Origin of the sequence: Kangiella japonica (assembly GCF_039523535.1) — a bacterium.
In the GTDB taxonomy this organism is placed as follows: domain Bacteria; phylum Pseudomonadota; class Gammaproteobacteria; order Enterobacterales; family Kangiellaceae; genus Kangiella; species Kangiella japonica.
Window position 1 is genome coordinate 1 of the sequence record NZ_BAAAFM010000003.1, and the last position, 26132, is coordinate 26132.

General features: G+C 44.1%; 16 protein-coding genes and 1 tRNA gene. 2 read left to right on the forward strand and 15 right to left on the reverse strand.

The window, feature by feature from the left end:
* The 10 genes from ABD128_RS03500 to thrS all read right to left on the reverse strand — a co-directional run.
* A partial coding sequence (locus tag ABD128_RS03500; protein ID WP_343986616.1) for a Calx-beta domain-containing protein occupies positions 1–10045 on the reverse strand: 10045 nt, incomplete at its 3' end.
* Positions 10046–10939: 894 nt separating this feature from the next.
* Positions 10940–11016 (reverse strand) — tRNA-Pro (locus tag ABD128_RS03505).
* 87 nt (positions 11017–11103) lie between these two features.
* Positions 11104–11454 carry a MerR family transcriptional regulator gene (locus ABD128_RS03510; protein WP_343986620.1) on the reverse strand — a complete coding sequence of 117 codons (351 nt, stop codon included), beginning with the start codon at positions 11452–11454 and terminating at the stop codon, positions 11104–11106.
* Positions 11435–11734, reverse strand: coding sequence for an integration host factor subunit alpha (locus ABD128_RS03515; RefSeq protein WP_046560878.1), 300 nt, complete (start codon positions 11732–11734; stop codon positions 11435–11437). The genes ABD128_RS03510 and ABD128_RS03515 overlap by 20 nt, the downstream gene beginning before the upstream one ends.
* 54 nt (positions 11735–11788) lie before the next feature.
* Positions 11789–14167 carry a phenylalanine--tRNA ligase subunit beta gene (gene pheT, locus ABD128_RS03520; protein WP_343986629.1) on the reverse strand — a complete coding sequence of 793 codons (2379 nt, stop codon included), beginning with the start codon at positions 14165–14167 and terminating at the stop codon, positions 11789–11791.
* 14 nt (positions 14168–14181) lie between these two features.
* Complete coding sequence (gene pheS, locus ABD128_RS03525) at positions 14182–15198, reverse strand: phenylalanine--tRNA ligase subunit alpha (RefSeq protein WP_343986631.1); 1017 nt, start codon at positions 15196–15198, stop codon at positions 14182–14184.
* 213 nt (positions 15199–15411) lie between these two features.
* Positions 15412–15771 (reverse strand): 50S ribosomal protein L20, encoded by a 360-nt coding sequence (rplT, locus tag ABD128_RS03530; RefSeq protein ID WP_343986634.1) that lies wholly within the window; start codon positions 15769–15771, stop codon positions 15412–15414.
* Positions 15772–15788: 17 nt separating this feature from the next.
* Positions 15789–15986, reverse strand: coding sequence for a 50S ribosomal protein L35 (rpmI, locus tag ABD128_RS03535; protein WP_046560874.1), 198 nt, complete (start codon positions 15984–15986; stop codon positions 15789–15791).
* Between the two features lie 211 nt (positions 15987–16197).
* Positions 16198–16731 carry a translation initiation factor IF-3 gene (gene infC, locus ABD128_RS03540; protein WP_343989341.1) on the reverse strand — a complete coding sequence of 178 codons (534 nt, stop codon included), beginning with the start codon at positions 16729–16731 and terminating at the stop codon, positions 16198–16200.
* A 36-nt stretch (positions 16732–16767) separates the two neighbouring features.
* The gene (thrS, locus tag ABD128_RS03545; RefSeq protein WP_343986638.1) at positions 16768–18699 is read right to left on the reverse strand and encodes a threonine--tRNA ligase; all 1932 of its coding nucleotides are present in this window, start codon (positions 18697–18699) and stop codon (positions 16768–16770) included.
* A 251-nt stretch (positions 18700–18950) separates the two neighbouring features.
* On the opposite strand from thrS, the gene ABD128_RS03550 reads away from it, so the two are divergent.
* Complete coding sequence (locus tag ABD128_RS03550; protein ID WP_343986641.1) at positions 18951–19373, forward strand: GFA family protein; 423 nt, start codon at positions 18951–18953, stop codon at positions 19371–19373.
* Positions 19374–19409: 36 nt separating this feature from the next.
* Here the strand turns inward: ABD128_RS03550 and ABD128_RS03555 are convergent, their stop codons facing one another.
* Positions 19410–19985 (reverse strand): hypothetical protein, encoded by a 576-nt coding sequence (locus ABD128_RS03555; protein WP_343986644.1) that lies wholly within the window; start codon positions 19983–19985, stop codon positions 19410–19412.
* 123 nt (positions 19986–20108) lie between these two features.
* Entirely contained in the window at positions 20109–20294 is a 186-nt protein-coding gene (locus ABD128_RS03560; protein WP_343986647.1) for a CPXCG motif-containing cysteine-rich protein, read from the reverse strand.
* 214 nt (positions 20295–20508) lie between these two features.
* Between ABD128_RS03560 and ABD128_RS03565 the strand changes: the two genes are divergently transcribed.
* Positions 20509–23370 carry a ligand-binding sensor domain-containing diguanylate cyclase gene (locus ABD128_RS03565; RefSeq protein WP_343986649.1) on the forward strand — a complete coding sequence of 954 codons (2862 nt, stop codon included), beginning with the start codon at positions 20509–20511 and terminating at the stop codon, positions 23368–23370.
* Here the strand turns inward: ABD128_RS03565 and ABD128_RS03570 are convergent.
* From ABD128_RS03570 to ABD128_RS03580, 3 genes are read right to left on the reverse strand one after another with little or no spacing between them, the layout of a single operon-like run.
* Positions 23367–23501, reverse strand: a complete 135-nt coding sequence (locus ABD128_RS03570) for a DUF2474 domain-containing protein (RefSeq protein ID WP_343986651.1) — start codon at positions 23499–23501, stop codon at positions 23367–23369. The genes ABD128_RS03565 and ABD128_RS03570 overlap by 4 nt on opposite strands.
* A complete protein-coding gene (gene cydB / locus ABD128_RS03575; protein ID WP_343986654.1) occupies positions 23501–24502 on the reverse strand; it encodes a cytochrome d ubiquinol oxidase subunit II in 1002 nt (333 codons plus the stop codon). Before cydB ends, ABD128_RS03570 begins: the two co-directional genes overlap by 1 nt.
* Before the next feature lie 2 nt (positions 24503–24504).
* Positions 24505–25926 carry a cytochrome ubiquinol oxidase subunit I gene (locus ABD128_RS03580; RefSeq protein ID WP_343986657.1) on the reverse strand — a complete coding sequence of 474 codons (1422 nt, stop codon included), beginning with the start codon at positions 25924–25926 and terminating at the stop codon, positions 24505–24507.
* Between the last annotated feature and the right edge of the window lie 206 nt (positions 25927–26132).

Here is a 26132-nt window from a genome sequence, read left to right on the forward strand (position 1 = left end):
CCGCGTTCTCTGGCGTGCTTTCTGCGATTGGCGCAATGTCCAAGTTCGCCGTTTCCGCCACATCGGTGACCGTCACTGTCGCCAACTCGTCGGCCGTGTTACCCGCTCCATCTGTAGCAGTGATCTGTACTTCATAGACGTTGTCCGCGTTCGCATCCGCTGGCGCTTCAAAGTCTTGAGCCGGTAAAGTCAACTCACCCGTCGCTGGGTCAAGCGTGAACAAGGTTGCATCGGCTCCGCCGGTTATAGAATAAATTACCGTTCCAACTGGCGTATCACCTGGGGATAGATCCGCTGGTGACGTAGTATGAGCGGTATTTTCGGGTGTAGACTCGTTTATCGGTGCGATATCCAAGTTTCTATCATCATCAGAGATAGTTACAGTATCGCTAGCTGTGCTGATCGTTCCGTTTGATACAGCTGTAATTGTACCAATTACCGTTTCATCACCTTCAACAGCGACATCATCAATCACTTCAACGGCAACATTAGCCGTTGTACTTCCCGCAGGAATAACCACCGAAGTTGTGCCGTTTGCACCAGTCAGATTGTAATCTGACGTTGCTGTTGCCGAACCAGTGTAATCGATCGTTACCGTCGTATCCGTTGCACTTGTTGTGTTTAGTGAAATGGTAAATTCGCCATCAGTCGAAGGTTCCGCGGCAGCCGCCACCGTTGCTGAAATCGATACAGACAATGTATCGTTGTCTACAATTGTGCCAGTGGCAGTATCGGTATCTATAACCAATGGGTTCACAGCGTCAATATTGACAGTAAATGTTTCGTTACCTTCAACGATGGTATCGTTAGTAATTGGGACCAAGAAGGTTCTTTGTTCGCCATCGTTGCCAGTAAAGGTCACTGTGCCACCAGTACTGTCATAGTCAGTGTTTCCACCAGTCGCTGAACCATCGGTAAAGCTGTAGTTGACGTCTGTGCCGCCAGCTAATGCACCATTTAATGTGATGGTGAAAGTTGCATTGCCGTCAGCTTCATTAACTGAAACGTCTTCTATCGTGATTTCAGAAGTATCATTATCACTAATAGTCACGGTATCTGTGGCTGTGCCTATAGTACCGTTACTGACCGACGAAATCGTTGCGACAACGGTTTCATCGCCTTCAGTCATAAGATCGTCGATGACATCAACAGTCACTAATGCAGTTGTTGCACCCGCAGGAATAACAACAGAGGTTGTTCCATCGGCACCGGTTAAGGTGTAATCGCTGGTGTCCGTTGCGCTACCTGTGTAACCAATAGTTACAGTAGTTGCGGTTGAGCTTGTGGTATTTAGACTAACCGTAAACTCACCATCTACATTTGGCTCAGAGGCTGCTGCAGTTGTTGCCGCCACTGAAACAACCAGGTTGTCATTGTCAGTGATAGTTCCTAGGCCCGTATCAGTGTCGGTCACTAACGGATTCACAGCGTCGATATTAACGGTGAAGGTTTCAGTGCCCTCGACAATAGTGTCTTCAAAGATCGTAACATCGAACGTTTGAGTTTCGCCTGGTGTGCCAACAAAGACCACGCTACCTGCAGTATTATCAAAGTCGTCGCCGCCGGTCGCTGTACCGTTGGTGAAGCTGTAATTCACGACTGTGCCGCCAACCACTTCATTATCTAAAGTAATGGTGAAAGTAGCAGTACCATCGCTTTCATCAACAGTCATATCATTTATAGTAACTGCGGCATTGTCATTATCAGTAATGGTGCCTAAACCTTGATCATCGCTGAAGGTTACGCTGCTATTGGTTAGAGCACTTAAATCTAAAGTGAAGTTCTCTGAGCCTTCGACCAAAGTGTCTTCTAAGATCGGCACGCTAATAGTGATGCTTTCACCTAGATTACCAACGAAAGTTTCCGTTCCAGAGACTGCCGTGTAGTCACTACCCGCTGTCGCTGTGCCGTCGTTTGTTGTGTAGTTAAAGCTTACGCCACCTTGTACGTCGCCGCTTAACGTGACCGTGAAGTCCGCCGTTGCTGTGCTTTCATCAACCGTGACATCGCTCACCGAGACTGTCGCGCTGTCGTTATCCGTAATGGTGCCTAAACCTTGTGCATCGCTGAAAGTGACCCCCGCGTTGCTTAAACCACTCAAGTCAACGGTAAAGGTTTCGTCGCCTTCAACCGTGGTGTCATTCGTAATCGGTACCGTAATGGTGCGCGTTTCACCCGTTGTGCCAGTGAAGCTCAAGCTACCGCTCGCTGTGGTGTAGTCACTACCCGCGGTCGCCGTTCCATCGTTCGTGGTGTAGTTCAGCGTGAAGCCATCTTGCACATCACCGGTCAAAGTCACCGTGAATACCGCATTTACGCCGTCTTCCGCTATCGAAACATCATTAATCGCAACGCTCGCCCCATCATTATCAGTAATGGTGCCTAAGCCTTGGTTATCACTGAAGGTAACGCTAGTGCTCGTAAGGTTACTCAAGTCCAGCGTAAAGGTTTCATCGCCTTCAACAATCGTATCGTTGGTGATAGGAACGCTGATGGTAATGGTTTCGCCATTCGTACCGGTGAAGGTTTGCGTGCCTGACGTCGCAGTGTAATCACTACCCGCTAAAGCGGTGCCATCGTTCGTGGTGTAATTGAAGCTTACGCCACCTTGCACGTCGCCCGTCAAGGTCACGACAAAGTCTGCATTAACGCCGTCTTCGGCTACCGTGACGTCGCTAACCGCAACCGTCGCAGAGTCATTGTCGGTAATCGTGCCTAAACCTTGGTCATCACTGAAAGTAACGCCCGTGTTGGTTAGGTTACTTAAGTCCAGCGTAAAGGTTTCATCGCCTTCAACCGTGGTGTCGTTGGTAATAGGTACGCTGATGGTAATGGTTTCGCCATTCGTACCTGTAAAGGTGCGCGTGCCAGACGTTGTCGTGTAGTCACTACCCGCTGTCGCGGTGCCATCGTTTGTGGTGTAGTTAAAGCTCACGCCACCGGCGACATCACCATTTAAGGTTACCGTGAAGTCAGCATTAGTGCCGTCTTCCGCTATCGTGACATCATTCACCGAAACGGTCGCTGTGTCGTTGTCTGTGATATTGACCGTGTCCGAAGCATTGCCGACAGTACCGTTTGATACTGCATCGATGGTCGCAACCACCGTTTCTGTCGGCTCAACAATAGAGTCATTGACAACATTGACTGCAACTGTGGCAGTCGTAGACCCTGCCGGAATCACTACGCTTGTCGTACCATTAGCACCAGTTAAGGTGTAGTCCGCTGGATCAGCCGCAGTACCAGCATAGCTCAATGTTACTGTAGTATCGGTTGCGCTTACTGTATTTAAACTGACTGTGAACTCACCATCAACACCGCCCTCGCTGGCAGCGCCAACACTGGCAGTAACAGAAACAACTAAGTTATCATTATCAGTAATGGTGCCTGTCGCTGTATCACTATCGTTAACAAGAGGATTCAAAGCATCTAGGTTAACCGTAAAGGTTTCGTTGCCTTCAACAAGGCCATCATCAGTTATGGCGACGGCAAAGGATTGAGTTTCACCCGCAGTTCCGGCAAATGTTACCGAACCTGAAGTGCTATCGTAATCAGTATTCCCGCCCGTTGCTGTGCCATCAGTGAAACTATAGTTCACCACAGTTCCACCAGCTACAGCGTTATCTAGCGTTATTGTAAAGTTTGCAAAGCCATCACTTTCGCTAACAGTAACATCTGCAATCGTTACAGCAGCATTGTCGTCATCACTAATGGTTACAGTGTCAGAAGCATTACCGATATTACCGTTGCTCACGCTAGTAATGGTTGCAATAACGTTTTCGTCGCCTTCTAGAAGGTTGTCATCAACAACATTGACATCAACTGTGGCAGACATGCTTCCAGCTGGAATCGTTACGGTAGTCGTACCCGAAGCGCCTGTCAGATTATAGTCAGCAGGGTTGTTCGCCGTACCCGTGTAATCAACGGTTACCACGGTATCCGTAGAGCTTTCAGCGCTTAAACTAACAGTGAAGACACCATTGGTCGCTGGCTCAGAAGCGTTTGGTGACGTTGCGGTAATAGAAGTAACTAGCGGTGTATCGTCATCGGTAATAGTGCCAGTTGCGGTATCGCTAGCATCAACAAGTGTATTACTTGCTGACATATTGAATGTAAAGGTTTCGTCAAACTCAACAATGGCATCTTGTATGATAGCCACATCCACATCCACAAATTCACCATCATTACCAACAAAGCTTACTGTAGCACCCGTGTTGTTGTAATCGACACCACCAGTTGCTGTGCCGTCGGTGAAGCTATAAGTAACGTCTGTACCACCAGCAACTTCACCATTTAGAGTGATCCTAAAAGTCGCTGGACTACCAGCTTCCGAAACAGTGACATCTTCTACGGTTACAGAGGCAGAATCTTCAGAATCAATAGTTACCGTGTCAGACGCATTACTGATCGTGCCCTGATCAGTATTGGTAATTGTTGCAACAACGGTTTCATCACCTTCAACAATGTTGTCGTCGATAACATCAACTGATATCACAGCATCGGTCGAACCGGCTGGGATAACTACTGTAGTAGTACCATTTGCACCCGTTAAGTTGTAATCGGTGCCGCCAGTGGCAGTACCTGAATATGCCACAGTGACTGTTGTGTCAGAAGCACTTGTCGTACTTAAGCTGACAGTAAACTCACCATTAGTAGCAGGTTCTTGTGCTGTCGGCGTGGTAGCAAACACTGAGACTGTAAGAGCATCATTATCTACGATAGTGCCTACAGCCGTATCTGTATCAATAACGTTAGGATTACTTGCGCTAAGATTTACAGTAAAGGTTTCATCACCTTCAACAATCGCGTCATTAGTAATAGCAACGTTAAAAGTTCTAGTTTCACCAGCCGTACCCGTAAAATTAACGGTGCCACCAGTATTATCATAATCCACACCGCCTGTGGCTGTGCCGTCGGTGAAGCTATAGGTAACGTCAGTGCCACCTGATATTGCCTCTTCTAGGGTAATAGTGAAAACAGCGAAACCATCATCTTCATTAACGCTCACATCTTCGACTGTAACGCGTGAATCATTATCATTAATAAATACGGTGTCGGTCGCTGTGCCAATGTTGCCGTTGCTTACTGCCGTAATAGTCGCGTCAACAGTTTCACTGCCTTCAACTAGAGCATCGTCGAGAACTTCTACCGCAACAGTTGCTGAAGTGCTTCCCGCAGGAATAGTCACGTTTGTCGTGCCAGAAGCTCCAGTTAAATTGTAATCTGAACCATCAGTTGCCGTACCCGCATAGTCGATAAAGACATCAGTATCAGTTGCGCTAGGATTGCTTAGGCTGATAGTGAACTCACCATCCGATGCAGGCTCTGAGGCCGTCGCCACACTAGCGGCAATATCAATCGTTAAGACATCGTTATCAACGATTGTACCTACCGCCGTATCGGTATCCGTTACTGCTGGATTATCGGCGTTTAATTCAACAACAAAAGTTTCGTCGTCTTCTGTGATGTTGTCATCATTATAGGCAACGGTGAAGGTTCTGGTTTCGCCGGCTGTCCCGGTAAATGAAACGGAGCCCGCAGTACTATCATAATCCGTACCGCCACCTGTCGCTGTACCGTCTGTAAAGCTGTAGCTAACATTAGTTCCACCAGCAACATCATTATTCAAGGTAATGGTGAAGGTCGCTGAACCCACGCTTTCGCTTTCAGATACGTCTTCAATAGTGACTGCGGCTGTATCGTCATCAGCAATGTTTACAGTAGCCGTCGCCGTTGTAATATTACCCTGGCTGACGCTATCAATAGTGGCAACTACAGTTTCGGTTGGCTCAACAATGGCGTCATTCGCCACCACTACATCAACTGTTGCACTCGATGCGCCCGCTGGAATTACTACTGTAGTTGTTCCTGTGCCACTGCTGCTTAAGCTGTAGTCCGCAGGATCGGTTGCTGTGCCTGAGTAGCTTAAATTAACGGTAGTATCCGTTGCACTGACTGAGCTTAAATGAATCGTAAACTCACCATCCGTGCCTGGCTCTGAAGCATTCGCAACGCTAGCCGTCACTGAAATATCCAAGGCCTCATCATCAATAATTGTGGTCGCAGAGTCGGTGTCATTAATGACTGGGTTTACAGCATCAATATTCACTGTAAAAGTTTCATCACCTTCATAAATCGCATCATTAAAGATATCGACAGTGAAAGACTGAGTTTCACCAGCAGTTCCTGCGAATGTCACACTACCTGTTGTATTATCATAGTCGACGCCACCTGTCGCGGTACCGTCTGTAAAGGAATAATTAACAACACTGCCACCCTGAACTGCGTTATCGAGTGTAATCGTATAGGTTGCAGTTCCTGCGTTTTCATTAATGGTGACATTGTTGATCGACAAACTCGCCGTATCATTATCCGTAATGGTTCCCAGCCCTTGGTTATCGCTTAAAGTCACTAGAGCGTTAGAAACATTGGATAAGTTAACAAAGTAGGTTTCCGACGCTTCAGCAACTGCATCGTCCGTAATATCAATTTGTACGGTCTGAGTTTCGCCAGTAGTTCCGGCAAAATTCAAGGTGCCTGAGTTAGCTGTATAATCGCTGCCAGCGTTTGCAGTGTCGTCAGCTGTTGCAAAATCAACAGAAACACCGCCCTGCACATCACCAGTTAAGGTCACTGTGAATTCTGCAGTACCCGCAGCCTCGTTCACCGTCACATCATCGATTGCCAGACTAGCGTTATCGTTATCGGTAATGGTGCCAACGCCTTGGGCATCGCTAAGAGTAACTACAGCGTTACTCACATTGCTTAAGTTAACAAAGAAACTCTCAGTTGCTTCAACAAGCGAATCATTGGTTATATCAACGCTAATAGTCTGCTTTTCACCATTCGTTCCAGCGAATGTTAACGTGTTTGAGTTAGCCACATAGTCACTACCAGCTAATGCAGTATCGTCTGCGGTTGCAAAATCAACAGTTAAACCACCCTGCACATCACCAGTAAGAGTTACTGTAAACTCTGCAGTTCCTGCAGCCTCATTTACCGTAACATCATTAATCGCCAAACTAGCATTATCGTTATCAGTAATAGAACCAACACCCTGTGCGTCCGCTATAGTGACGAGCGTGTTCGAGATGTTGGATAGGTTGGCAAAGAAAGTCTCTGTCGCTTCTGCTAATCCATCATCAGTGATGGGTACTGAGAAGGTTTGAGTTTCGCCATTATTGCCGGCGAAGGTTAATGTATTTGAAGTCGCCGTGTAGTCACTACCCGCTGTCGCAGTATCGTCAGCAGTCGCATAATCTACCGTAAAGCCACCTTGAACATTGCCTGTAAGAGTCACTGTGAAAATAGCGTTAGGGCCAGACTCATCCACAGTAACATCATCAATAACTATGCTAGCAGCGTCGTTATCGGTAATGGTTCCGATACCTTGTGGCGTGTTAATTGATACCGCTGCGTTAGAACTATTGCTTAAGTTGATTTCAAACGTTTCCGTAGCTTCTAGTAAACTGTCATCATTAATAGTCACAGTAATGACTTCAATTTCACCAGCAGTCCCAGCAAAATTTAGCGTTCCAGAATTCGCCACATAATCCGAACCGGCTTCTGCAGAAGCGTTATTGCTAGCGAAATCAACACTAAAGCCACCTTGTACTTCGCCTGTTAGGGTGACATTAAAGCTAGCGGTACCATCAGCTTCGTTTACGGTGACGCTGTTAATATCAATGCTAGCCGTGTCATCATCAGAAATGGTAACGGTTGCGTCATCATTAACTGCATCAATGGTACCGGTACTTGTAGTGTCTAAAGTTACCACTACCGTTTCGTCGACTTCTACAAGGTTATCATCAACCACTAATACATCAACGGTGGCCGAAAGACTGCCAGCAGGCACAACTACTGTGCCAGAAAGTGCTGTGTAATCATCTGTTGCGGTAGCTGTGCCAGCAACCACATAAGTCACCGTAGTGTCGGTTGAGCTCGTATTCGTTAAGCTTACCGTGAACTGACCGTTATCGGCTGGCTCTACCGCAGTAGGATCATTGGCAGAAATACTAACCACCAAGTCATCATCATCCGCTATAGTAACCGTGGCTTGGTTATTACCTGCATCAATGGTGCCGTCGCTCGTGGTGCTTAGCGTAAGAATAACCGTTTCATCATTTTCAACGATGCTGTCGTCGACAACCGTTACGTCCACAGTTGCTGTAGTATCGCCAGCAGGAATCGTGACAGTTCCGGTTAAAGCCGTATAGTCATCGGTCGCTGCTGCTGTACCAGAAACAGCATAAGTCACCGTTGTATCAACTGCGTTAGGGTTGCTTAGCGAGATTGTAAATTGACCGTTATCCGCAGGCTCCGCAGCAGCCGCATCATTCGCGGTTACGCTAACGGTAATTGGATCATTATCTTGAATGGTGTAAGTGTTGGTCGCTTGGGTATTACTGTCTAAATCCGCATCGCCAAGAATTAAACGTGGATTTGCGCTAGTAAGCTCAAACGTAATAGTTTCGTCAGACTCGAGGATGTTATCGTCAACAACCGTTAAGTTAATTGGAATCGAGGTCCCTTGGCTACCATCATAAGTACCCGCCGGAATAGTGACTGTGACAACGTTAGTATAGTCAGTACCAGAGCCAGTGGCAGTGCCACCCGTTACATTGACGTTGATTGTCGCATCGTTAGGCAATACACCTAAAATAAGCAAACGAGGTTCGTCAGTGATGGATTCATCTGCGCTATCGGCCGCCGAATCAAACTCAGCCAAAACCACGCTGTCGTTATCTTGAATTGTTACAACACCAGTGGCATCAGCAATAGTAGCTAAACCACCAGTGATGGTTGATAAATTAATATTAAAGGTTTCGTCACTTTCTATATTAATGTCATCATAGATGGTTACTGTAACCTGTTGGACTTCACCATCGGTACCGGCAAAGTTTAGTGTACCTGAAGCAGCACCATAGTCTCCAACAGCAGGTAAGCCAGCTGTTGCCGTATCGTCAGCTGTTGCAAAGTCAACATCGAATCCAGCAGAAGTACTACCGGTTAAAGTAACATCAACGGTGATGGTGCCATCTGCTTCATTGACGGTGACGTCTTCAATAGCAATGCTTGCACTATCATCATTCAAAATCGTAGCAGTATGAGTGCCAGGGGCAGCAACGGCATTGGAGGAAATATTACTTAAAGCTAGATTAAAAGTTTCATCCGGCTCGGTTACAGTGTCGCCATAAACCGTCACATTAAAGGTCGTACTTGAACTACCAACAGGGATTATGCCTGAAATAGAACCATCAACAATTCCAATATAGTCCGTCCCAGCCTCAGCGGTGCCGTCCGTGGTGAAATAGTCGAATGTGATGTCTTCAGTCGTGTTAATGCCGTTATTAATACTCACCGTGTAAGTAAAAGTTGTAGTTCCCGAGTCAGTTTCAGGTTGAGGCGTGCCAGTGATTATTAATTCAGCAGGTGGATCAACGACGAGATCTGCAGATGCAGGAGCACTTTGCCCCATTCCAGTATCCAAAGCTCCAGCAGGAAGCTGGTTAGTGTGAGTACCGGCAGTATCACTGGTAACTGTGGCGGTGATAGTACAAGAGCTATTTGCTGGAATCGTTGCACCTGCGCCAAGTGTAATTGCGCTTCCACCATCAACAGCGGTCAACGCGCCTGAGCCACCACAAGTTTTAGACGCATCAGCAGGAGTCGCTAAGTAAACGCCCGCAGGTAAATTATCTACAAAGTCTGCTTGTAAAGTTGCAACAAAGTTATTGGTATTGGTTAGTGTAATAGTTAGGGTAGCAAAACCATTATAATCAATAGGTACTGAAGGAGAAAATGACTTTGTTGGCTCTGGCGTAACAACGTTGAGAGAGTTGGAGTCGGTCGCACAGGCTGCCAACGTAGGATCAGCTACAGAGCAGCCACCGTTTTGGTTATTAGCCGTGTTGTTATCTATCACGCCTGCTGGCAAGGTAACATTGACAGTATTGTCTATTGTTGAGGGGTAATCAACCGCATGGGCATTCGTTACCATTAATAAAGCAAAGACACCAAAAGCCGATTTACTCGCTAATTTCAATGACTTTGCTCTTATTTTTAAAAAAGACGACCCAAAAAACCCACCCAAAATATTTCTCATTAATACTACCCAATAAATACCAAATACTAAAAATACCCTGTCGCTTCTTCACTATCCTGGTGAGCTCGAGTCATACATGACTTTTACATAATCGTTCTACAATGTAGGACATGGCCAAAATTCAAACCTACTATTGGTTTACCTCTGTGGAAAAAGCAACTGACTCAATAGCGAATACTTAGCTGAAACACCTTAGTAATTACCTTTTGCAGTCATCTGCAAATTAAACTACTATTGGCTGTCAGCTTTTTTTACAATTTACAAACAAACTTAAAGCCGAGCTCTAAGATTCTCGTGAATCTCAGCATAACTTGAAGTGAATCAAAAAGATGTGAAAGCTTTTTCAATCCAACTATAAGTTATTCACTTCAAGCCTTTAGTATTATTACTTAATATCAATAATACCCTGAATCTACAAATATACGCACAGTCTGCAAGCAGATTTCACAAATCTTTATGATTGTGAACTACTACACAGCTTCAGCGTTAACCAGTCCAGCGGAATAAAATAAGTTGGGTTAAAAAACCTTCTTCGAGGAATTATTACTTGACCTGCCCATTTTTTATGCAATTTTAGAATAAATATAAACACAATCATATCTATTTTTTACAGATTATCCTAAACGCGTCCTGCTTAATCATAACAAATAACATACGCTTCATTTATAAGTGATTGTTTTATTGTATTTTTTATATAACAAACACTCATCATCGTTTAGCGAGCACAATATACTTTAAAATTATGATAACTAGTAGCAAAAAAAGAAAAGTGTTAGTAAATTTTACATTTTTGTCATTTTAAAGAATGCAAAACTAGAAAGTTTCAGAAAGAATTGGTCGGAGCGAGAGGATTTGAACCTCCGACCCCTTGCACCCCATGCAAGTGCGCTACCAAGCTGCGCCACGCTCCGACTGTATAAATAGGTATGTTTGGAAAACGGCGTCATAGTACCGTTTTCCAAATAAATTACAATAGATAAATGATGAAGGGGTTGGTCTTAAATCGATAAGAAACGCTTAATCTTTTCAAGCTCCTCGATGATTTCATCGATTTGAGCTTTTTCGGCAGCAGGGCTTATTTCCCCACCTTCTTCTAAGCACTGTCTTGCACCGCCAATGGTATAGCCATGCTCATACAGCAGAGAACGAATTTGACGAACGATTAATACGTCCTCACGTTGATAATAGCGTCTATTACCTCGCCTAACAGGGTCGAGTTGCTCAAACTCCTGCTCCCAGTAGCGCAAGACATGAGGCTTAACGGCGCACAAGTCACTAACTTCACCAATGGTGAAATATCGTTTTCCAGGGATTGCTGGTAGTTCGTTATTATTGCTCGGTTCCAACATAGTCCGCTACTTTCCCTCTAAGTTTTTGACCAGGTTTAAACGTAACCACACGGCGCGCGCTGATCGGGACTTCTTCCCCAGTCTTAGGGTTGCGTCCTGGGCGCTGTGCTTTATCACGCAGTTCAAAGTTACCGAAGCCTGAGAGCTTGACATTATACCCTTGCTCTAAGGAATCGCGGATTTGCTCAAAAAAAGCCTCCACTATTTCTTTCGACTCACGTTTATTCAAACCAAGTTCTTCATATAAACGCTCTGCCATATCAGCTTTCGTTAATGCCATATTCAATCTCCGCTATCTAAAAGTAGACGTTTAAGTTATGGGTTAGTTTAAGTATTAGCTACGCAATACCGCTTGATACTGCTCTTCTAAGCCCGCAACAACTTTATCTACTACTTTATTAATCTCCGCATCTTCTAAAGTTTTCTCTGGGTGACGCAATGTCATTGCCAAAGCGACACTTTTCTTTCCTTGCTCAAGATGCTCACCTTTGTATATATCAAATATAAAGGCATCTGTCAGTAACTTACCACCAATTTTTACAATAAAATCAATTAATTCCCCACCTTTTACGTTTTCATCAACAATCACAGCCAAATCGCGGCGAATCGATGGGAACTTCAATAATGGTGTAAATTCTGGCAATTCACGCTCAGATAATGCATCAATATCAATTTCAAACACAAAAACATCCAAGTCAAGATCAACGGTTTGCTGTGTTTGAGGATGCAGCTTACCGACATAACCAACCCTCTTCCCGCTAAAGTGAATATCTGCTGATTGGCCTGGGTGTAATATCGACTTTTCAGAAGGTACAAAGTCAAAACGACGCTTAGTTGTGCTTAGAAGTGCCTCGATATCTCCTTTTACATCATAAAAGTCGACCTTACGCGCATCATCTTCCCAGGATTCTAAATGACGACGTCCAGCTAAAATACCGCCAATAGTTGGTATCTGTTGTAAATCATCACTCGAAGTATCAAAACGTAAACCGATTTCAAAGAAACGTATACGGTTTTGCTGACGATTCGTATTAAACTGTGCAGCCTGTACTAAGCCCGGAAGTAAGTTAGTGCGCATAACCCCCATTTCACTTGAAATAGGATTCATTAGTGACAATGGCTTCATGGCTGGCTCTAACACGGCTTGGAGCTTTGGTTCAACGAAGCTATATGTAATGATTTCTTGATAGCCGCGGTTTACTAGCACATCACGCAAAACATCTTTAAATACACGACTTTCATTTTGCATAAACATCGCCATTTCGCCTTGAGGCTTGCGAATTGGCAACTTGTTATAACCGTAAACACGAACTAACTCTTCAATTAAACTTTCTTCGTTATCGATGTCGAAACGGAAGCTTGGCACAGAAACATCCCAGCCTTTTTCAGATGGCGCTAACCCTAAGCCAAGGCGAGTTAAGATGTCTTCTACTAACTCATCATCAAAACTAACTCCGACTACGCGCTCTATTCGCTCTCGACGCAGTGTTAAGTGTCTCTTTTTTGGCATAGCTGATTTATCGACGGCTTCAATAATATCACCTGGTTTACCGCCAACAATCTCTAACAACAGCTCTGTCGCTCGCTCCATAGCAGTACGCTGTAATTCATAATCAACGCCACGTTCATAACGATGCGAAGCGTCTGTATGCAAGCCATACTGGCGCGCCTTGCCCGCTACCGCGATAGCATCGAAATAAGCACTCTCAAGGAAGATATCCTTAGTCTCAGCGCTAACTCCTGAATGCTCACCACCCATTACGCCGGCAATCGCCAGTGCTTTGGAATCGTCGGCAATCATCAATGTATCACTGCTCAGCTCAACTTCTTGCCCATCGAGCAAGGTAAGTTTTTCATTGTCTTTAGCCATGCGCACGTCAATGCTACCATCAATCTTAGCCAAATCGAAAGCGTGCATCGGGTGGCCTAACTCAAGCAAGACATAGTTAGTTACATCAACCACAGGATCGATAGAGCGAACGCCAGAGCGCTCAATTTTTTGTACCATCCACTGTGGAGTTTGGGCTTGTGGATTAATCCCCTTAATGACACGACCTAAATACCGTGGGCAGGCCTGAGGAGCACTAAGCTTTATATCAAGCTTATCGCTGACTTCAGCCGCAACCGCTTTAGGCGAAACTGGAGTCACATCTGTCTGCGTTAAAACGCCCACTTCACGAGCGATACCACTAATACCTAAACAGTCGCCGCGGTTTGGCGTTAGATCCACGTCAATCACATGGTCATTTAAGTCTAAAAATTCTATTAAGTCTTGGCCTAAAGGAGCATCTAACGGTAATTCCACGATGCCATCGCTACCTTCTCCAAGGTTTAACTCAGTTTCAGAACACAACATGCCAAAGGAGTGAACGCCACGTAATTTCGCCTTTTTAATTTTGAAGTCGCCAGGCAATACCGCGCCAATCATAGCCACAGCCACTTTAATTCCTTTGCGTGCATTAGGTGCACCACAGATAATTTGTAATTCTTCGTCGCTAGCGTCACCAACGTTAATGGTACAAACTTGAAGCTTGTCAGCATCAGGGTGTTGCTCAGCTGCAACAATTTCACCCACGACAACGCCCGAGAAGCTATCACCTAAATATTCAAAACCATCAACTTCTAAACCAGCCATGGTCAACTTGTCGACCAATTCTTGAGTGGAAATTTCAGGGTTTACCCACTCACGTAACCACTGTTCACTAAATTTCATTCTTATCCACCCAATTAATTGAATTGCTTAAGGAAGTTCAAATCGTTCTCAAAGAACAATCGCAGGTCATTCACGCCATAGCGCAACATGGTTAAGCGTTCAACGCCCATACCAAAGGCAAATCCTGTGTACTTTTCACTATCGACGCCGACTGACTCAAGTACTTTCGGGTGAACCATACCGCAACCAAGAATTTCCAACCAGCCGGTGTGACTACACACACGACAGCCTTTACCGCTACACATCACACACTCAATATCCACTTCCGCCGATGGTTCCGTAAATGGGAAGTATGATGGGCGGAAACGAACCCCTAAGTCTTTTTCAAAGAAGTGGGTAACAAATTCATAAAGAACGCCTTTAAGATCAACAAACGTGGTACTTTCATCAATCAAAAGGCCCTCAACCTGATGGAACATCGGTGTATGCGTTAAGTCTGAGTCACAACGATAAACGCGGCCTGGCGCGATGATACGGTAAGGAGGCTCAGCATTTTCCATCACTCGCACCTGAACCGGTGAGGTATGTGTACGCAATAAACGACTGGCATCAAAATAAAACGTATCGTGCATCGCTCGTGCTGGGTGATGCTCAGGAATGTTTAAAGCCGTAAAGTTATGGAAGTCATCTTCAATCTCAGGGCCTTCTGCCACGGAAAAGCCCATCTGACCAAAATACGACTCTATTCGTCTCATGGTGCGGTTCACTGGGTGCACCCCACCAACCTCTGAGTTACGACCACTCAAAGTGACATCAACAGTTTCATTGGCAAGCTTTGCATTAATTTCAGCTGTTTTGATAGCCGTTTGTTTGGCTTCGATAATAGCGAAAACTTCTTTCTTCGCTTCGTTGACGCGCGCACCAAACTTTGGCTTTTCTTCTGGAGGTAGAGTTGCCATCTGCTTCATTTGAGCAGTGATTAGCCCTTTTTTACCCACAAATCGAGCTTTAACCTGCTCCAGTTCGGGTAAGGACTCTACCTTGCTGATTTCTTGCTCAGCCTGTTGGATAATTTCTTGTAAATCAGCCATGATATTTACTCGTTTTTGTCGTATTTATTTTTTCGGACAACTTTTTAGTATCAAATCTATGTTCATTACTAAAAGCGTGGCATAAAAAAAGGAAGAGCATTGCTGCCCTTCCTTTTAAGACTTTAATCGTTTGTTATCTAAATCGTAGTAACAATCTCGACAACAAATGCTCTTCTTTAATTTAGTATCAAACCAAAGAACAGAGTGCTTAGATTAAGCGTCTAGGGCAGATTTAGCTTGGTCTGCAAAAGCAGCAAAAGCTACTTTATCAAAAACTGCTAATTCTGCTAGCATTTTACGATCAACTTCAATGTTTGACTTCTTCAAACCATTGATAAAGCGGCTATAAGACAAACCGTGTGTACGTGCTTCAGCGTTGATACGTGCAATCCATAAAGAACGGAATTGACGTTTACGTTGACGACGGTCACGGTAAGCGTATTGACCTGCTTTAATAACAGCTTGCTTAGCTACACGATAAACACGACTACGTGCACCGTAATAACCTTTAGCCTGCTTTAAAACTTTCTTGTGACGTGCGTGAGCTGTCACGCCGCGTTTTACTCTTGCCATCTCTTAATCCTCACCCATTAACCGTTTGGAAGCATACGATCGATTTGCTTTGTATCCGCGGCATCAACTAGCTTGCCGTGGCGCAAATGACGCTTACGCTTAGTGGACTTCTTGGTCAGGATGTGACGCAAGTGTGATTGTTTGTGCTTATAACGACCCGAAGCAGTTTTTTTGAAACGCTTCGAAGCACCGCGGTCAGTTTTCATCTTTGGCATAGTATAATACTCGCATTGATTACTGTCATGGCCACTGCTTAGGCATTTTTTAAAGTACTCTTTAAAAGAACCGGCAGTCGTCTGGAGCTCATGATGAGTTAATAAAACGGATAAGCCAGCCGTTAAGCCGATTTATCCAACCTTTGAAGTAAAGTAAGCGCCTTGCGGACTTCTGTTCAGTTCAACCCCGAAGGCAAAACCGAAAGCTCAATTACTTCCTTTTGTTGGGGGCAATCACCATCGTCATTTGACGACCTTCCATTGACGGACGTTGCTCAACTGAACCGTACTCTTCCAGGTCTTTTTCGACACGCTTCAACAACTCCATTCCGAGTTCTTGGTGCGCCATCTCACGACCACGGAAGCGGACAGTGATCTTCGTCTTGTCCCCATCTTCCAAGAAACGTATAAGGTTGCGTAGTTTTACCTTATAGTCCCCTATATCCGTCCCTGGGCGAAACTTAATTTCTTTAACTTGGGTAACCTTTTGCTTCTTTTTAGCAGCAGCTTTCGCTTTTTTCTGCTCAAACAAATATTTACCAAAGTCCATAATTTTACAGACTGGAGGATTCGCATCTGGTGATACTTCTACTAAGTCCAACTTAGCTTCCTGAGCTTGCTCTAAGGCATCTCTTGTATCCACCACACCAACGTTTTCACCGTCAGCTTTAATTAAGCGAACTTCTTTCGATCGAATATTTTCGTTTATGCGCTGTCTATCATCGCGCTTTTGACCTTTTTTAATGTGTCTAATCCTCTAATTGGTTAAAATCAAGTCAAATTATTCTGCCTTTGCTTCACTTTTCCTTGCTCGTTTTGCTATTTCTGTCTCAAGCAACTCTGCAAAGGCATCAATGGTCATGGTTCCTAAGTCCTCACCCTCTCGTGTACGAACTGCGACCTGGCCATTTTCAACTTCACGGTCTCCGACTACTAGTAAGAACGGAACACGTGCTAATGTCTGCTCGCGAATTTTAAAGCCGATCTTCTCATTTCTCAAGTCCGAATTGACTCTAAAGCCCTTATTTTTCAAATAATCGACTGTTTTTGTACAAAAATCGGACTGTTTGTCCGTAATATTCATAATTACGGCCTGCGTTGGCGCTAACCACGCTGGGAACTTTCCAGCGTATTCTTCGATTAAAATACCGATAAATCGCTCTAATGAACCCAAAATTGCACGGTGTAACATCACCGGAACTTCACGTTCACCACTCTCGGCAACATATTCCGCGCCTAAGCGACCCGGCATCGAGAAGTCCACTTGAATGGTACCACACTGCCAATGACGCTCTAAGCAATCTCTCAGTGTGAACTCAAGCTTAGGGCCATAAAAAGCACCTTCACCAGGCTGATATTCAAACTCTATATTGTTCGCTTTTAAAGCATCAGCTAAAGCAGCTTCTGCTTTATCCCACACTTCATCCGAGCCTACGCGCTGCTCTGGACGTGTTGATAATTTAACAATGACGTCAGTAAATCCAAAGTCGCGGTATACGTCGTAAAGCATTTCGATAAACATCGATACTTCGTCTTGGATCTGATCTTCGGTACAGAAGATGTGCGCATCATCCTGTACAAAGTTACGCAAACGCATGATGCCATGCAATGCACCCGATGGTTCATTACGGTGACACGAGCCAAACTCCGCCATTCGAAGTGGCAAATCACGGTAGCTTTTTAGGCCTGCGTTATAAATCTGTACGTGACACGGGCAGTTCATAGGCTTAATCGCGTAATCGCGTTGATCCGACTCTAGCGTGAACATATCATCGCCAAACTTATCCCAGTGCCCCGACTTTTCCCACAAGCTGCGATCAACGATCTGTGGTGTTTTCACTTCTTGGTAATCATGCTCTTTTAAGCGATCACGAATATACTGCTCAAGTGTTTTATAAATCGTCCAGCCCTTATCGTGCCAGAAGATCATGCCTGGCGCTTCTTCTTGCAGGTGAAACAGGTCTAGTGCCTTACCGATTTTGCGGTGATCACGCTTTTCTGCTTCTTCTAAACGTCTTAAGTAAGCTTTCAATTCTTTCTTGTTAGTCCAAGCAGTACCATAAATTCGTTGAAGCATTTCATTGTTAGAGTCGCCGCGCCAATAAGCACCAGCAACCTTCATCAACTTAAACGCTTTAAGCTTAGAAGTGCTCGGCACGTGAGGGCCACGACATAAGTCAATGAACTCACCTTGGCGGTAAAGCGATAACGCTTCGTCACTTGGTATCGACTCGATGATTTCAGCCTTGTACTCTTCACCCATGTCACGGAAAAAATTAACGGCGTCATCACGTTCCATCTCGGTACGCTCTACCTGTAGGTTTTCTTTAGCGATTTTTTCCATCTCTTTTTCAATCGCTCGCAAGTCATCTTCTGTAAACGGTTTTTCTGTCGCAAAGTCGTAATAGAAACCATTATCAATCACAGGACCAATGGTAACTTGGACGTTATCGAAAAGGCGCTGTACTGCTTGTGCTAACAAGTGCGCCGCAGAATGGCGGATAACCTCTAAACCTTCTTCATCACGCTCAGTGATGATGGCTAGCTGTGAATCGGTATCCATCACGTAACTGGTATCAACCAGCTTACCATCGACTTTTCCAGCTAAAGCAGCTTTGGCTAAACCAGGGCCAATATCGTGCGCTACGTCGTGTACAGAAACAGGGTTATCAAACTCGCGTTGACTACCGTCAGGTAAAGTAATTACAGGCATTGCAAATCTCTCTGTTCGAATATAAGCCCTACGAATGGCCTATTATTCAATGAATGATTAAATGAATTCGTATTCTATCGCCAAAAGCCTCTAACCCCAATGCATTACAGGGGTTTTGACAAAAACTCAGGCAAGTGGTCGATTATGGTGGAATTAGCGAAATATGCAAGGGGTTGGTGGTTAAAAACCTTGATTTTGAAAGCGCTAGGTGTAATTTTATAGTTTTAGGCAAATATCCGAGGGAATACGGTATGTCGACTAAAACTCTTAAGGCAAAATGTCTCTGCAAAAACGTTAGTGTAACCGCCCCTGAGGTTAAAGCCCACGTAGACTCCTGCCACTGCTCAATGTGCCGAAAATGGTCCGGAGGGCCTTTCCTGGCGATAGATTGCGGGACTCAAGTTAACTTCCAAGGCTCTCAGTATATTTCAACATACAACTCATCTGACTGGGCCGAGCGAGGGTTCTGTAATAATTGTGGCACCCACCTCTTCTACAAACTCAAAGAAACTAAGCAATACATCATGCCTGCGGGCTTATTTGATAATCTAGAAGATGCAGAGTTTACCACCCAAATCTTTGTGGAAGAAAAGCCAAGTTATTACGATTTCGCTAATCAAACCAAAATGATGACCGGCGAAGAAGTGTTTGCGGCTTTTAATGACGAAGCTTGAGCAGCATTCAAAAATGTCTCTTTAAGCTAATAACCATTAGTTCAACGTTTCAGAAGAGACATTTTGATTGTGTAGCATTTGAACTTGTGCAATTTTATTACCTACCTCTTCTTTTGATAGAGCGCCTTGTTGCCCTAACCACTCAAATTTGCCAATTTCGGTCTCAAGATCATTTTCAGGGTTAATATCAGCATACCAACTTCTAAGCTGATTTAGTCGACGCTCTTTCAGCTCATTCACTAAATAACCATGCTTGTCATCCTGAATTATAAAGATACTTCCTTTTTCAGTCTTAAAAACGGTGTACTTAATCTTTGAATAAGTGGCGAAAAGAACACATCCAAGTCCAATCCAAAACCAAAATGATCCTGCAAAAACGTTACCAGTGAAATATTTATAAATTGAACTACCTAGCCCAAGCACCATCCACAAGTAGCCCACATTTCGCAACCACTCATTTTCCTCAATTTGGATAGAGCTTTTTTTAGGTAAATCGGCATAATTAATATCGACATCGTCAGAACCAGACTTGTCATTAAATGCAAAGTTGAAGTAGTTATCGTGCAAAGTAAAGGTATGCTTAACGCTTCCTTTCTTTTGTACTATTTCCATGAAATTTCCCCTTAGTTTTATATTTCCAGAAGGGATTTTGAAGTATTATTTAAATCGAATCAACTTTCTTCACGACTGATTAGCTACCTTGGATACTTGGCGCGTCTTTCCTTAGCTTCTTAGTTAGCGATCTGTGCTAATCTCTACCTTAACCTCTCTATCCATAACAGAAACAACAAATTCAATCGGGCGACAGCAGACCTGACAGTCTTCAATGTACTCCTGATGTGGCACTGAGTCATCGATCAATACAGTGATGGTTTCCCCACAATAAGGGCAGGAAATGTCTTTTTCGATGAGCTGATTCATTTATCGCCCCCAAGCTTTTAAATGTTTGTGTCATGCTACACCAAGATGATTCCTTTGTATCATAAGCAGTAAACCAATCCTAACTCACCTTTATTCACAAACTTTATCACAGCTACGGCGCTCCCCTCCCAATACCTGCGGCACTAGTCAAAGCTAACTTATTAAGTTAAGTTATTCATTAATCGATGATTGTAACGATGGCGAAAATAGTTAATTGAACCCAAGTAATTCCAAAAAGCAGCTTTTAACACTGGATTCTATTCCACTGGTGGAATACTTTGGTCGCTCTGAAAACTTCCCCACAAATCAGTTACACCACATCACGATCAACAATAATATTATTTTTATTTCTACACCTAACGGCCTAATTATTTACTATGGCGATAACTTTAGGGTTCTAGACCGTTCGACGGGATTGTTGACACATGGCTTAAGAAGCACTTCTCGCTCAAGTTATGGCGGGCTGGTTGCTTCGGATAAAGGCGTTAACCATATAACACCTGAAGGCAAAGATATTTTCACCATCGACACCACTGAAATTGGCTGTGGTTGGTGCCAAAAAGCCATTGAGTTTAAAAAAGACTTTTACTTACTAGCAACCGCTAAAGGGCTTTTGCTGTATTCGTTTCTCGGAGAAACGTTAAAGCTAGAAGAGCATTTTTTGTACGGCGAAGTTATCAACCATATCATCAGCAACCACTCTGGTGACTGTCTAATACACAGCAATGCTTCTGGCTTGTGGCTTTTTTCAAACGGCGAGCTTACACCCTACCTTACAAGCACGACATTAGGTGAAGATGGCATTATTAAGTTAGGCCGAAGCTTATTAAGTTCTTGGGTGCTGCTGAAAACCAAAGTACTGTTACTTGACGGAGATTTTAACTTACTCGATGTGATTGAGCTTCCTCCGGAGCTCCACTCTCCAGTAACAGCGTGTATTTTTGAAAGTGCATTCTTTCTGGCTACCTCAAATAGACTAGTAAAAATCACGCTTGAGGAAAACACGGTTAGCAATATCGAAACGGTGCTTGATAATGTCGCTATTAACGATCTTAAAATTGATGATGATGAAAACCTTTGGCTCGCTAGCGAGCGCAAGGGGCTCATCAAGATAAGCGGCTTAAGAGAACACCTCAGTATTTTGTCACATAATCAGTCAAACTCAGTTCTATCTCTTAGAGTTGATAAAGACAATCCAGACGTCTGCATCGTAGGCGGTTCTGAGCAGAGTTACCTTTTCGATATCAATAACCAAACATTGCTCTCGACCATTCCAGAACTGAAGTCACACCCAGCTTGGGATATCCAAAAGCATCAAGGGGATTACTGGTGCGCTACTCAACATGGGCTCATGAAAATCACCAGCAGTGGAAGCCAAACGCTACACTATAAAACAACAGGTCCCTGTCGTTGCCTTCAGTTTACTGATGATTACACCTTATTAGGCTCAATTTCTGGGCTTTATTGGTTAGATAATGACGCTGATACTATCAACCCAATCCTCGATAATGAGCAACGTCCTCTAGGATACGTCTATACCATTTATCAGGTAAGCCCGAATAGTTTCCTTATAGGGACACTTGGCAGAGGATTATGGTCACTGCAAACTTCGAGCACCCAAACCCCATCGTTTAAGATCCATGAGGTCGCACTCAACAAGAATGTGGCCAATGTCTATGGCATTGACATTAATCAACAGGGTCAAATTGCCATAACAGCTGATAGTTTTGTGGTTATCCTTGATAGCAGTTATCAATCTATTTTGACCATGGATGTTGAAAACTCAGTAGCTGGCTGGGCTTGTGCTTGGTATAGCGATAAAGAATTGATTACTGGGGCGTCGGATGGTTTGAAAATTTACAATATTGATAAACAAGAACTTTCTTTTCGCTTAGATAACTTTCCTAGCGAAACTTATTGGGAGTTCACAACCAGTCGTAGCTTACTCAAAGTATCCCCAGAAAAATTACTATGTGGCCTCAATGACTTTATAGCTTCTGTGAATTATGCGGACTTAAAAGCTCGTGTTTGCGCACCTATTCCAACGGTTTTCACATTATCCAGTTCAGCTGACTACAAACACGATAACAATATTTTAGAGTTAAAAACTGGGCGTTGGGAGCTGCGGATTTGGTTGGGAAGTTTTTGGCATTGGGCCAAAGACTCTTGCCATTATCACTATCGTTTACTGGGTTTAACCGATGAGTTTTTACCTGTTAGCGGTAACCTAATTCATTTTAACTCACTTCCTTCGGGTAACTATATTTTAGAAGTTAAAGTTAGCAATAATTTTGATAACAGCAATAGAATCTATCAGTTACTATTGATCAACGTGACTAGCCAAGGCTTTTTACCTGCTCTTTATAGCAAACTTTATAATTTATGGGTTAGCAAATACCAGAACCACTTCCGTTCGAGGGAATTTATTAAGTTGCATGGCCGTTATTTAGAGCTTGAAGCACAAGTTGAAGAGCGCACTGAGAACATAAACCGGCGTGGTATAGAGCTTGAAGAAAAGAATAAACTGTTAAGAAAGCTATCTGGACTGGACCCACTGACACAAATAGCAAATAGAAGCCGCTTTGATGAAGTTTTTGAAAAAGAAATCTATCGAGCTCTCAGGAATCAAGACAACGTAGCATTAATAATGCTCGATATCGATCACTTTAAAGCTTATAACGATACCTACGGTCACCTCGAGGGTGATCACTGTATACAAAGCATTGCTAATTGCATTAAAAAAAGTTTTGCTCGTAAGACGGATCTAGTCGCGCGTTATGGTGGCGAAGAGTTTGCGGTAATTGCACCGAGCACGGATCAGAAAGAAGTTATGATGGCTGCTGAGCGGGTTAATAAAGCAATTGTGGACTTGAACCTGCCTCACCAAAGCTCGGAGACGAGTGATGTCGTCACAATCAGCGTCGGCGCAACCAGTGTTTTCCTCGATGACAGTTATGCAACATTGAACATCGACGATATAAAAAATGCCATTATAGAAAATGCTGATCAGGCTTTGTACCAATCCAAGGATAAAGGTCGTAACCAGGCGACCTATCAAGAAACGAATTTAGGCTAACCTAAGACTGACTTGACGATCAGTCCTATGACACTGATCGTCAGAACCCCTAATAACCACAAGCCAACGAACCATAGGGCTTTTTGCCAGCCGGGCTTGTCCTCTATTTTTTTAGGTTGCTCATCAGTCATTAATGATACGCCTCTCCTTCTTTAACTTTTCCTCTAAAGACCCAATAGGCATAAGTTGTATAGGCAATGATTATCGGTAATAAGAAAGCAGAGCCAACCAATAAGAACTTTAAACTAGACTCTGGGGCTGCGGCTTCCCATAAACTGATCGATGGTGGAACTAAATTTGGGAAGAAGCTAATTGCTAAGCCAATATAGCTCAGTAAGAATAACGAAATGGATAGTAAAAAAGGGCTGACATCGCGCTTTCTTTTGAGCGTCACAAAGAGGCTAATACCAACAACTAGCACCAACACAGGAACCACGAACAGGTAGTAGATATTAGGCGCGTCAAACCAACGGTGGAGATACTGTTGTTCGATAAACACCATCCATAAACTGATCACACCGATAAAACCAAATGTAGCAATAGCGGCTATTTTAGCGATACCACGAGATTGCTTTTGCAGGCTACCGGAGGTTTTCATGTTGAGCCAGGTGGATCCGAGCAAAACGTAACCCACAACTAGCGCAATTCCAGTGGTCACACTGAAGGGCGTTAACCAATCCCACCAACCGCCAGCGTAGGCTCGGCCTTCTACCGCGATGCCCTGAACCAATGCTCCTAGCGCAATCCCCTGACAAAAAGCTGCAACAAAGGAGCCAATAGCGAACCCTTTATCCCACAAGTGTTGCGACTTTCTAGCACGCCAGTGAAATTCAAAAGCGACACCTCGGAAAATAAGCCCTAGCAACATCAAAATAATGGGCATATAGAGTGCAGGCAAAATAATAGAATAGGCTAATGGGAACACGGCAAACAAACCGCCACCCCCTAATACCAACCATGTTTCATTACCATCCCATATTGGAGCTATGGTATTCATCGCAGTTTCTTTATCTTCGGTCTTTTTAATGAAGGGGAACATGATGCCGATACCGAGATCGAAGCCGTCGAGAATAATGTAAGCAAGAACGGCAAAAGCAATTAAGCCAGCCCAAATTAATGCATAATCAACCATGACTACTTCTCCCCTTCTTTGCTTTGCTCATGCGGCAGGCGGTTCGACAGCGTTACAGGTGATTTCACCTTACTCTCTTCATCCGCTAACTTACCGCGTTCGCCAGGACGTACGCTCATTAGACGTAGGGTATAAACAATGCCGGTACCAAATACCAAAAAGTACACCACGATAAACATCACTAATGACGTAGCCACAGCGGGGGTATCTAATGGTGAGTTTGAATCATAGGTTCGCAATAAACCATAAACCGTGTAGGGTTGGCGCCCTACTTCAGTCACTATCCACCCTGCAATGGTTGCCACAATGCCTGATGGTGCAAACCAAACTGCGATTTTGTGAATAAACCGATTATCGTAAAGGTTGCCTCGCCAACGTAAGAATAGACTAAATAGGCCAATAGCTATCATACCCATCCCAATAGCCACCATCACACGGAAGCTATAGAACACCCACTTAGTGTTCGGCCTATCCTCTTTCGCAAACTGATCTAACCCAACCAGCTCACCATCAAAGTCATGGGTCAATATAAAGCTCGCCAATTTGGGGATTCCAATGGCGTAATCGACGCGCTCTTCTTCATCATTCGGAATACCGAACAATAATAACGGGGCACCTTTTTGGGTTTGGTAGTTTCCTTCCATCGCGGCCACTTTCGCTGGCTGGTGTTGCAGCGTGTTTAAGCCGTGTAAATCACCGATGAATAGCTGTATAGGCGCTACGATAGCCGCCATCCACATAGCCATCGAAAACATTAAGCGAGCCGTTTCGTTTTTAGCCTTTTCTTTACGTTCCTTGAGCAAGTGCCATGCGGCAACACCACCGACAAGAAATGCTGTGCTTAAAAAGGCCGCTGTCACCATATGAGCAAGGCGATACGGGAATGATGGATTGAATACCACCTCAAACCAATCCACAGGAATAAACTGCCCCACGTCGTTATAACCATAACCTGCAGGGGTTTGCATCCAACTATTAACACTTAAGATCCAAAACGCAGACATCAAGGTGCCAAGCGAAACCATCAGCGTTGCGAAAAAGTGGAGTTTTTTACCGACTTTATTCATGCCAAACAGCATCACGCCTAAAAAGCCGGCTTCGAGGAAAAAGGCTGATAGCACTTCATACCCCATCAATGGACCTAAAATGGGGCCGGTCTTATCCGAAAAGACGCTCCAATTTGTGCCAATTTGATAACTCATTACGACGCCTGAAACCACGCCCATACCAAATATGATGGAAAAGATTTTCAACCAATACTTAAAAGCATTCAGATAGATTTTTTTATTAGTTTTAAGCCATAGGGCTTCTAATACAGCAAGATAAGCAGCTAGACCAATGGACAGGCCAGGAAAGACAATATGAAATGCAATAGTAAATGCAAACTGTATCCTTGCGAGTAGCACAGGATCGAGGAACTCCATTAACCACCTCCTTTATTCTCAGGCACTTCTCGTCAAATAAGGTTTAAACAACCCTAACAACGAAGAAAAAGAGTTCGTATAAAAACCACTAAAGGGCGTGTCTTAATACTACTCCGACCAAGCCTTTTATCAAGAGGGAGTTGCAGGATATTTTGTATGGGAACCGCGAAAGTTGATTAGTTATTTTAATCTTTAAACGAGGCCAA

Excerpts from the sequence above, each read along its gene's own strand:
- rplT (WP_343986634.1), bottom strand. The coding sequence starts at position 15,771 with ATGGCAAGAGTAAAACGCGGCGTGACAGCTCACGCACGTCACAAGAAA.
- cydB (WP_343986654.1), bottom strand. The coding sequence starts at position 24,502 with ATGGTTGATTATGCATTAATTTGGGCTGGCTTAATTGCTTTTGCCGTT.
- ABD128_RS03580 (WP_343986657.1), bottom strand. The coding sequence starts at position 25,926 with ATGGAGTTCCTCGATCCTGTGCTACTCGCAAGGATACAGTTTGCATTT.
- ABD128_RS03570 (WP_343986651.1), bottom strand. The coding sequence starts at position 23,501 with ATGACTGATGAGCAACCTAAAAAAATAGAGGACAAGCCCGGCTGGCAA.
- pheS (WP_343986631.1), bottom strand. The coding sequence starts at position 15,198 with ATGGCTGATTTACAAGAAATTATCCAACAGGCTGAGCAAGAAATCAGC.
- ABD128_RS03515 (WP_046560878.1), bottom strand. The coding sequence starts at position 11,734 with ATGGCATTAACGAAAGCTGATATGGCAGAGCGTTTATATGAAGAACTT.
- ABD128_RS03510 (WP_343986620.1), bottom strand. The coding sequence starts at position 11,454 with ATGTTGGAACCGAGCAATAATAACGAACTACCAGCAATCCCTGGAAAA.
- pheT (WP_343986629.1), bottom strand. The coding sequence starts at position 14,167 with ATGAAATTTAGTGAACAGTGGTTACGTGAGTGGGTAAACCCTGAAATT.
- ABD128_RS03560 (WP_343986647.1), bottom strand. The coding sequence starts at position 20,294 with ATGAATCAGCTCATCGAAAAAGACATTTCCTGCCCTTATTGTGGGGAA.
- ABD128_RS03555 (WP_343986644.1), bottom strand. The coding sequence starts at position 19,985 with ATGGAAATAGTACAAAAGAAAGGAAGCGTTAAGCATACCTTTACTTTG.
- thrS (WP_343986638.1), bottom strand. The coding sequence starts at position 18,699 with ATGCCTGTAATTACTTTACCTGACGGTAGTCAACGCGAGTTTGATAAC.
- ABD128_RS03550 (WP_343986641.1), top strand. The coding sequence starts at position 18,951 with ATGTCGACTAAAACTCTTAAGGCAAAATGTCTCTGCAAAAACGTTAGT.
- rpmI (WP_046560874.1), bottom strand. The coding sequence starts at position 15,986 with ATGCCAAAGATGAAAACTGACCGCGGTGCTTCGAAGCGTTTCAAAAAA.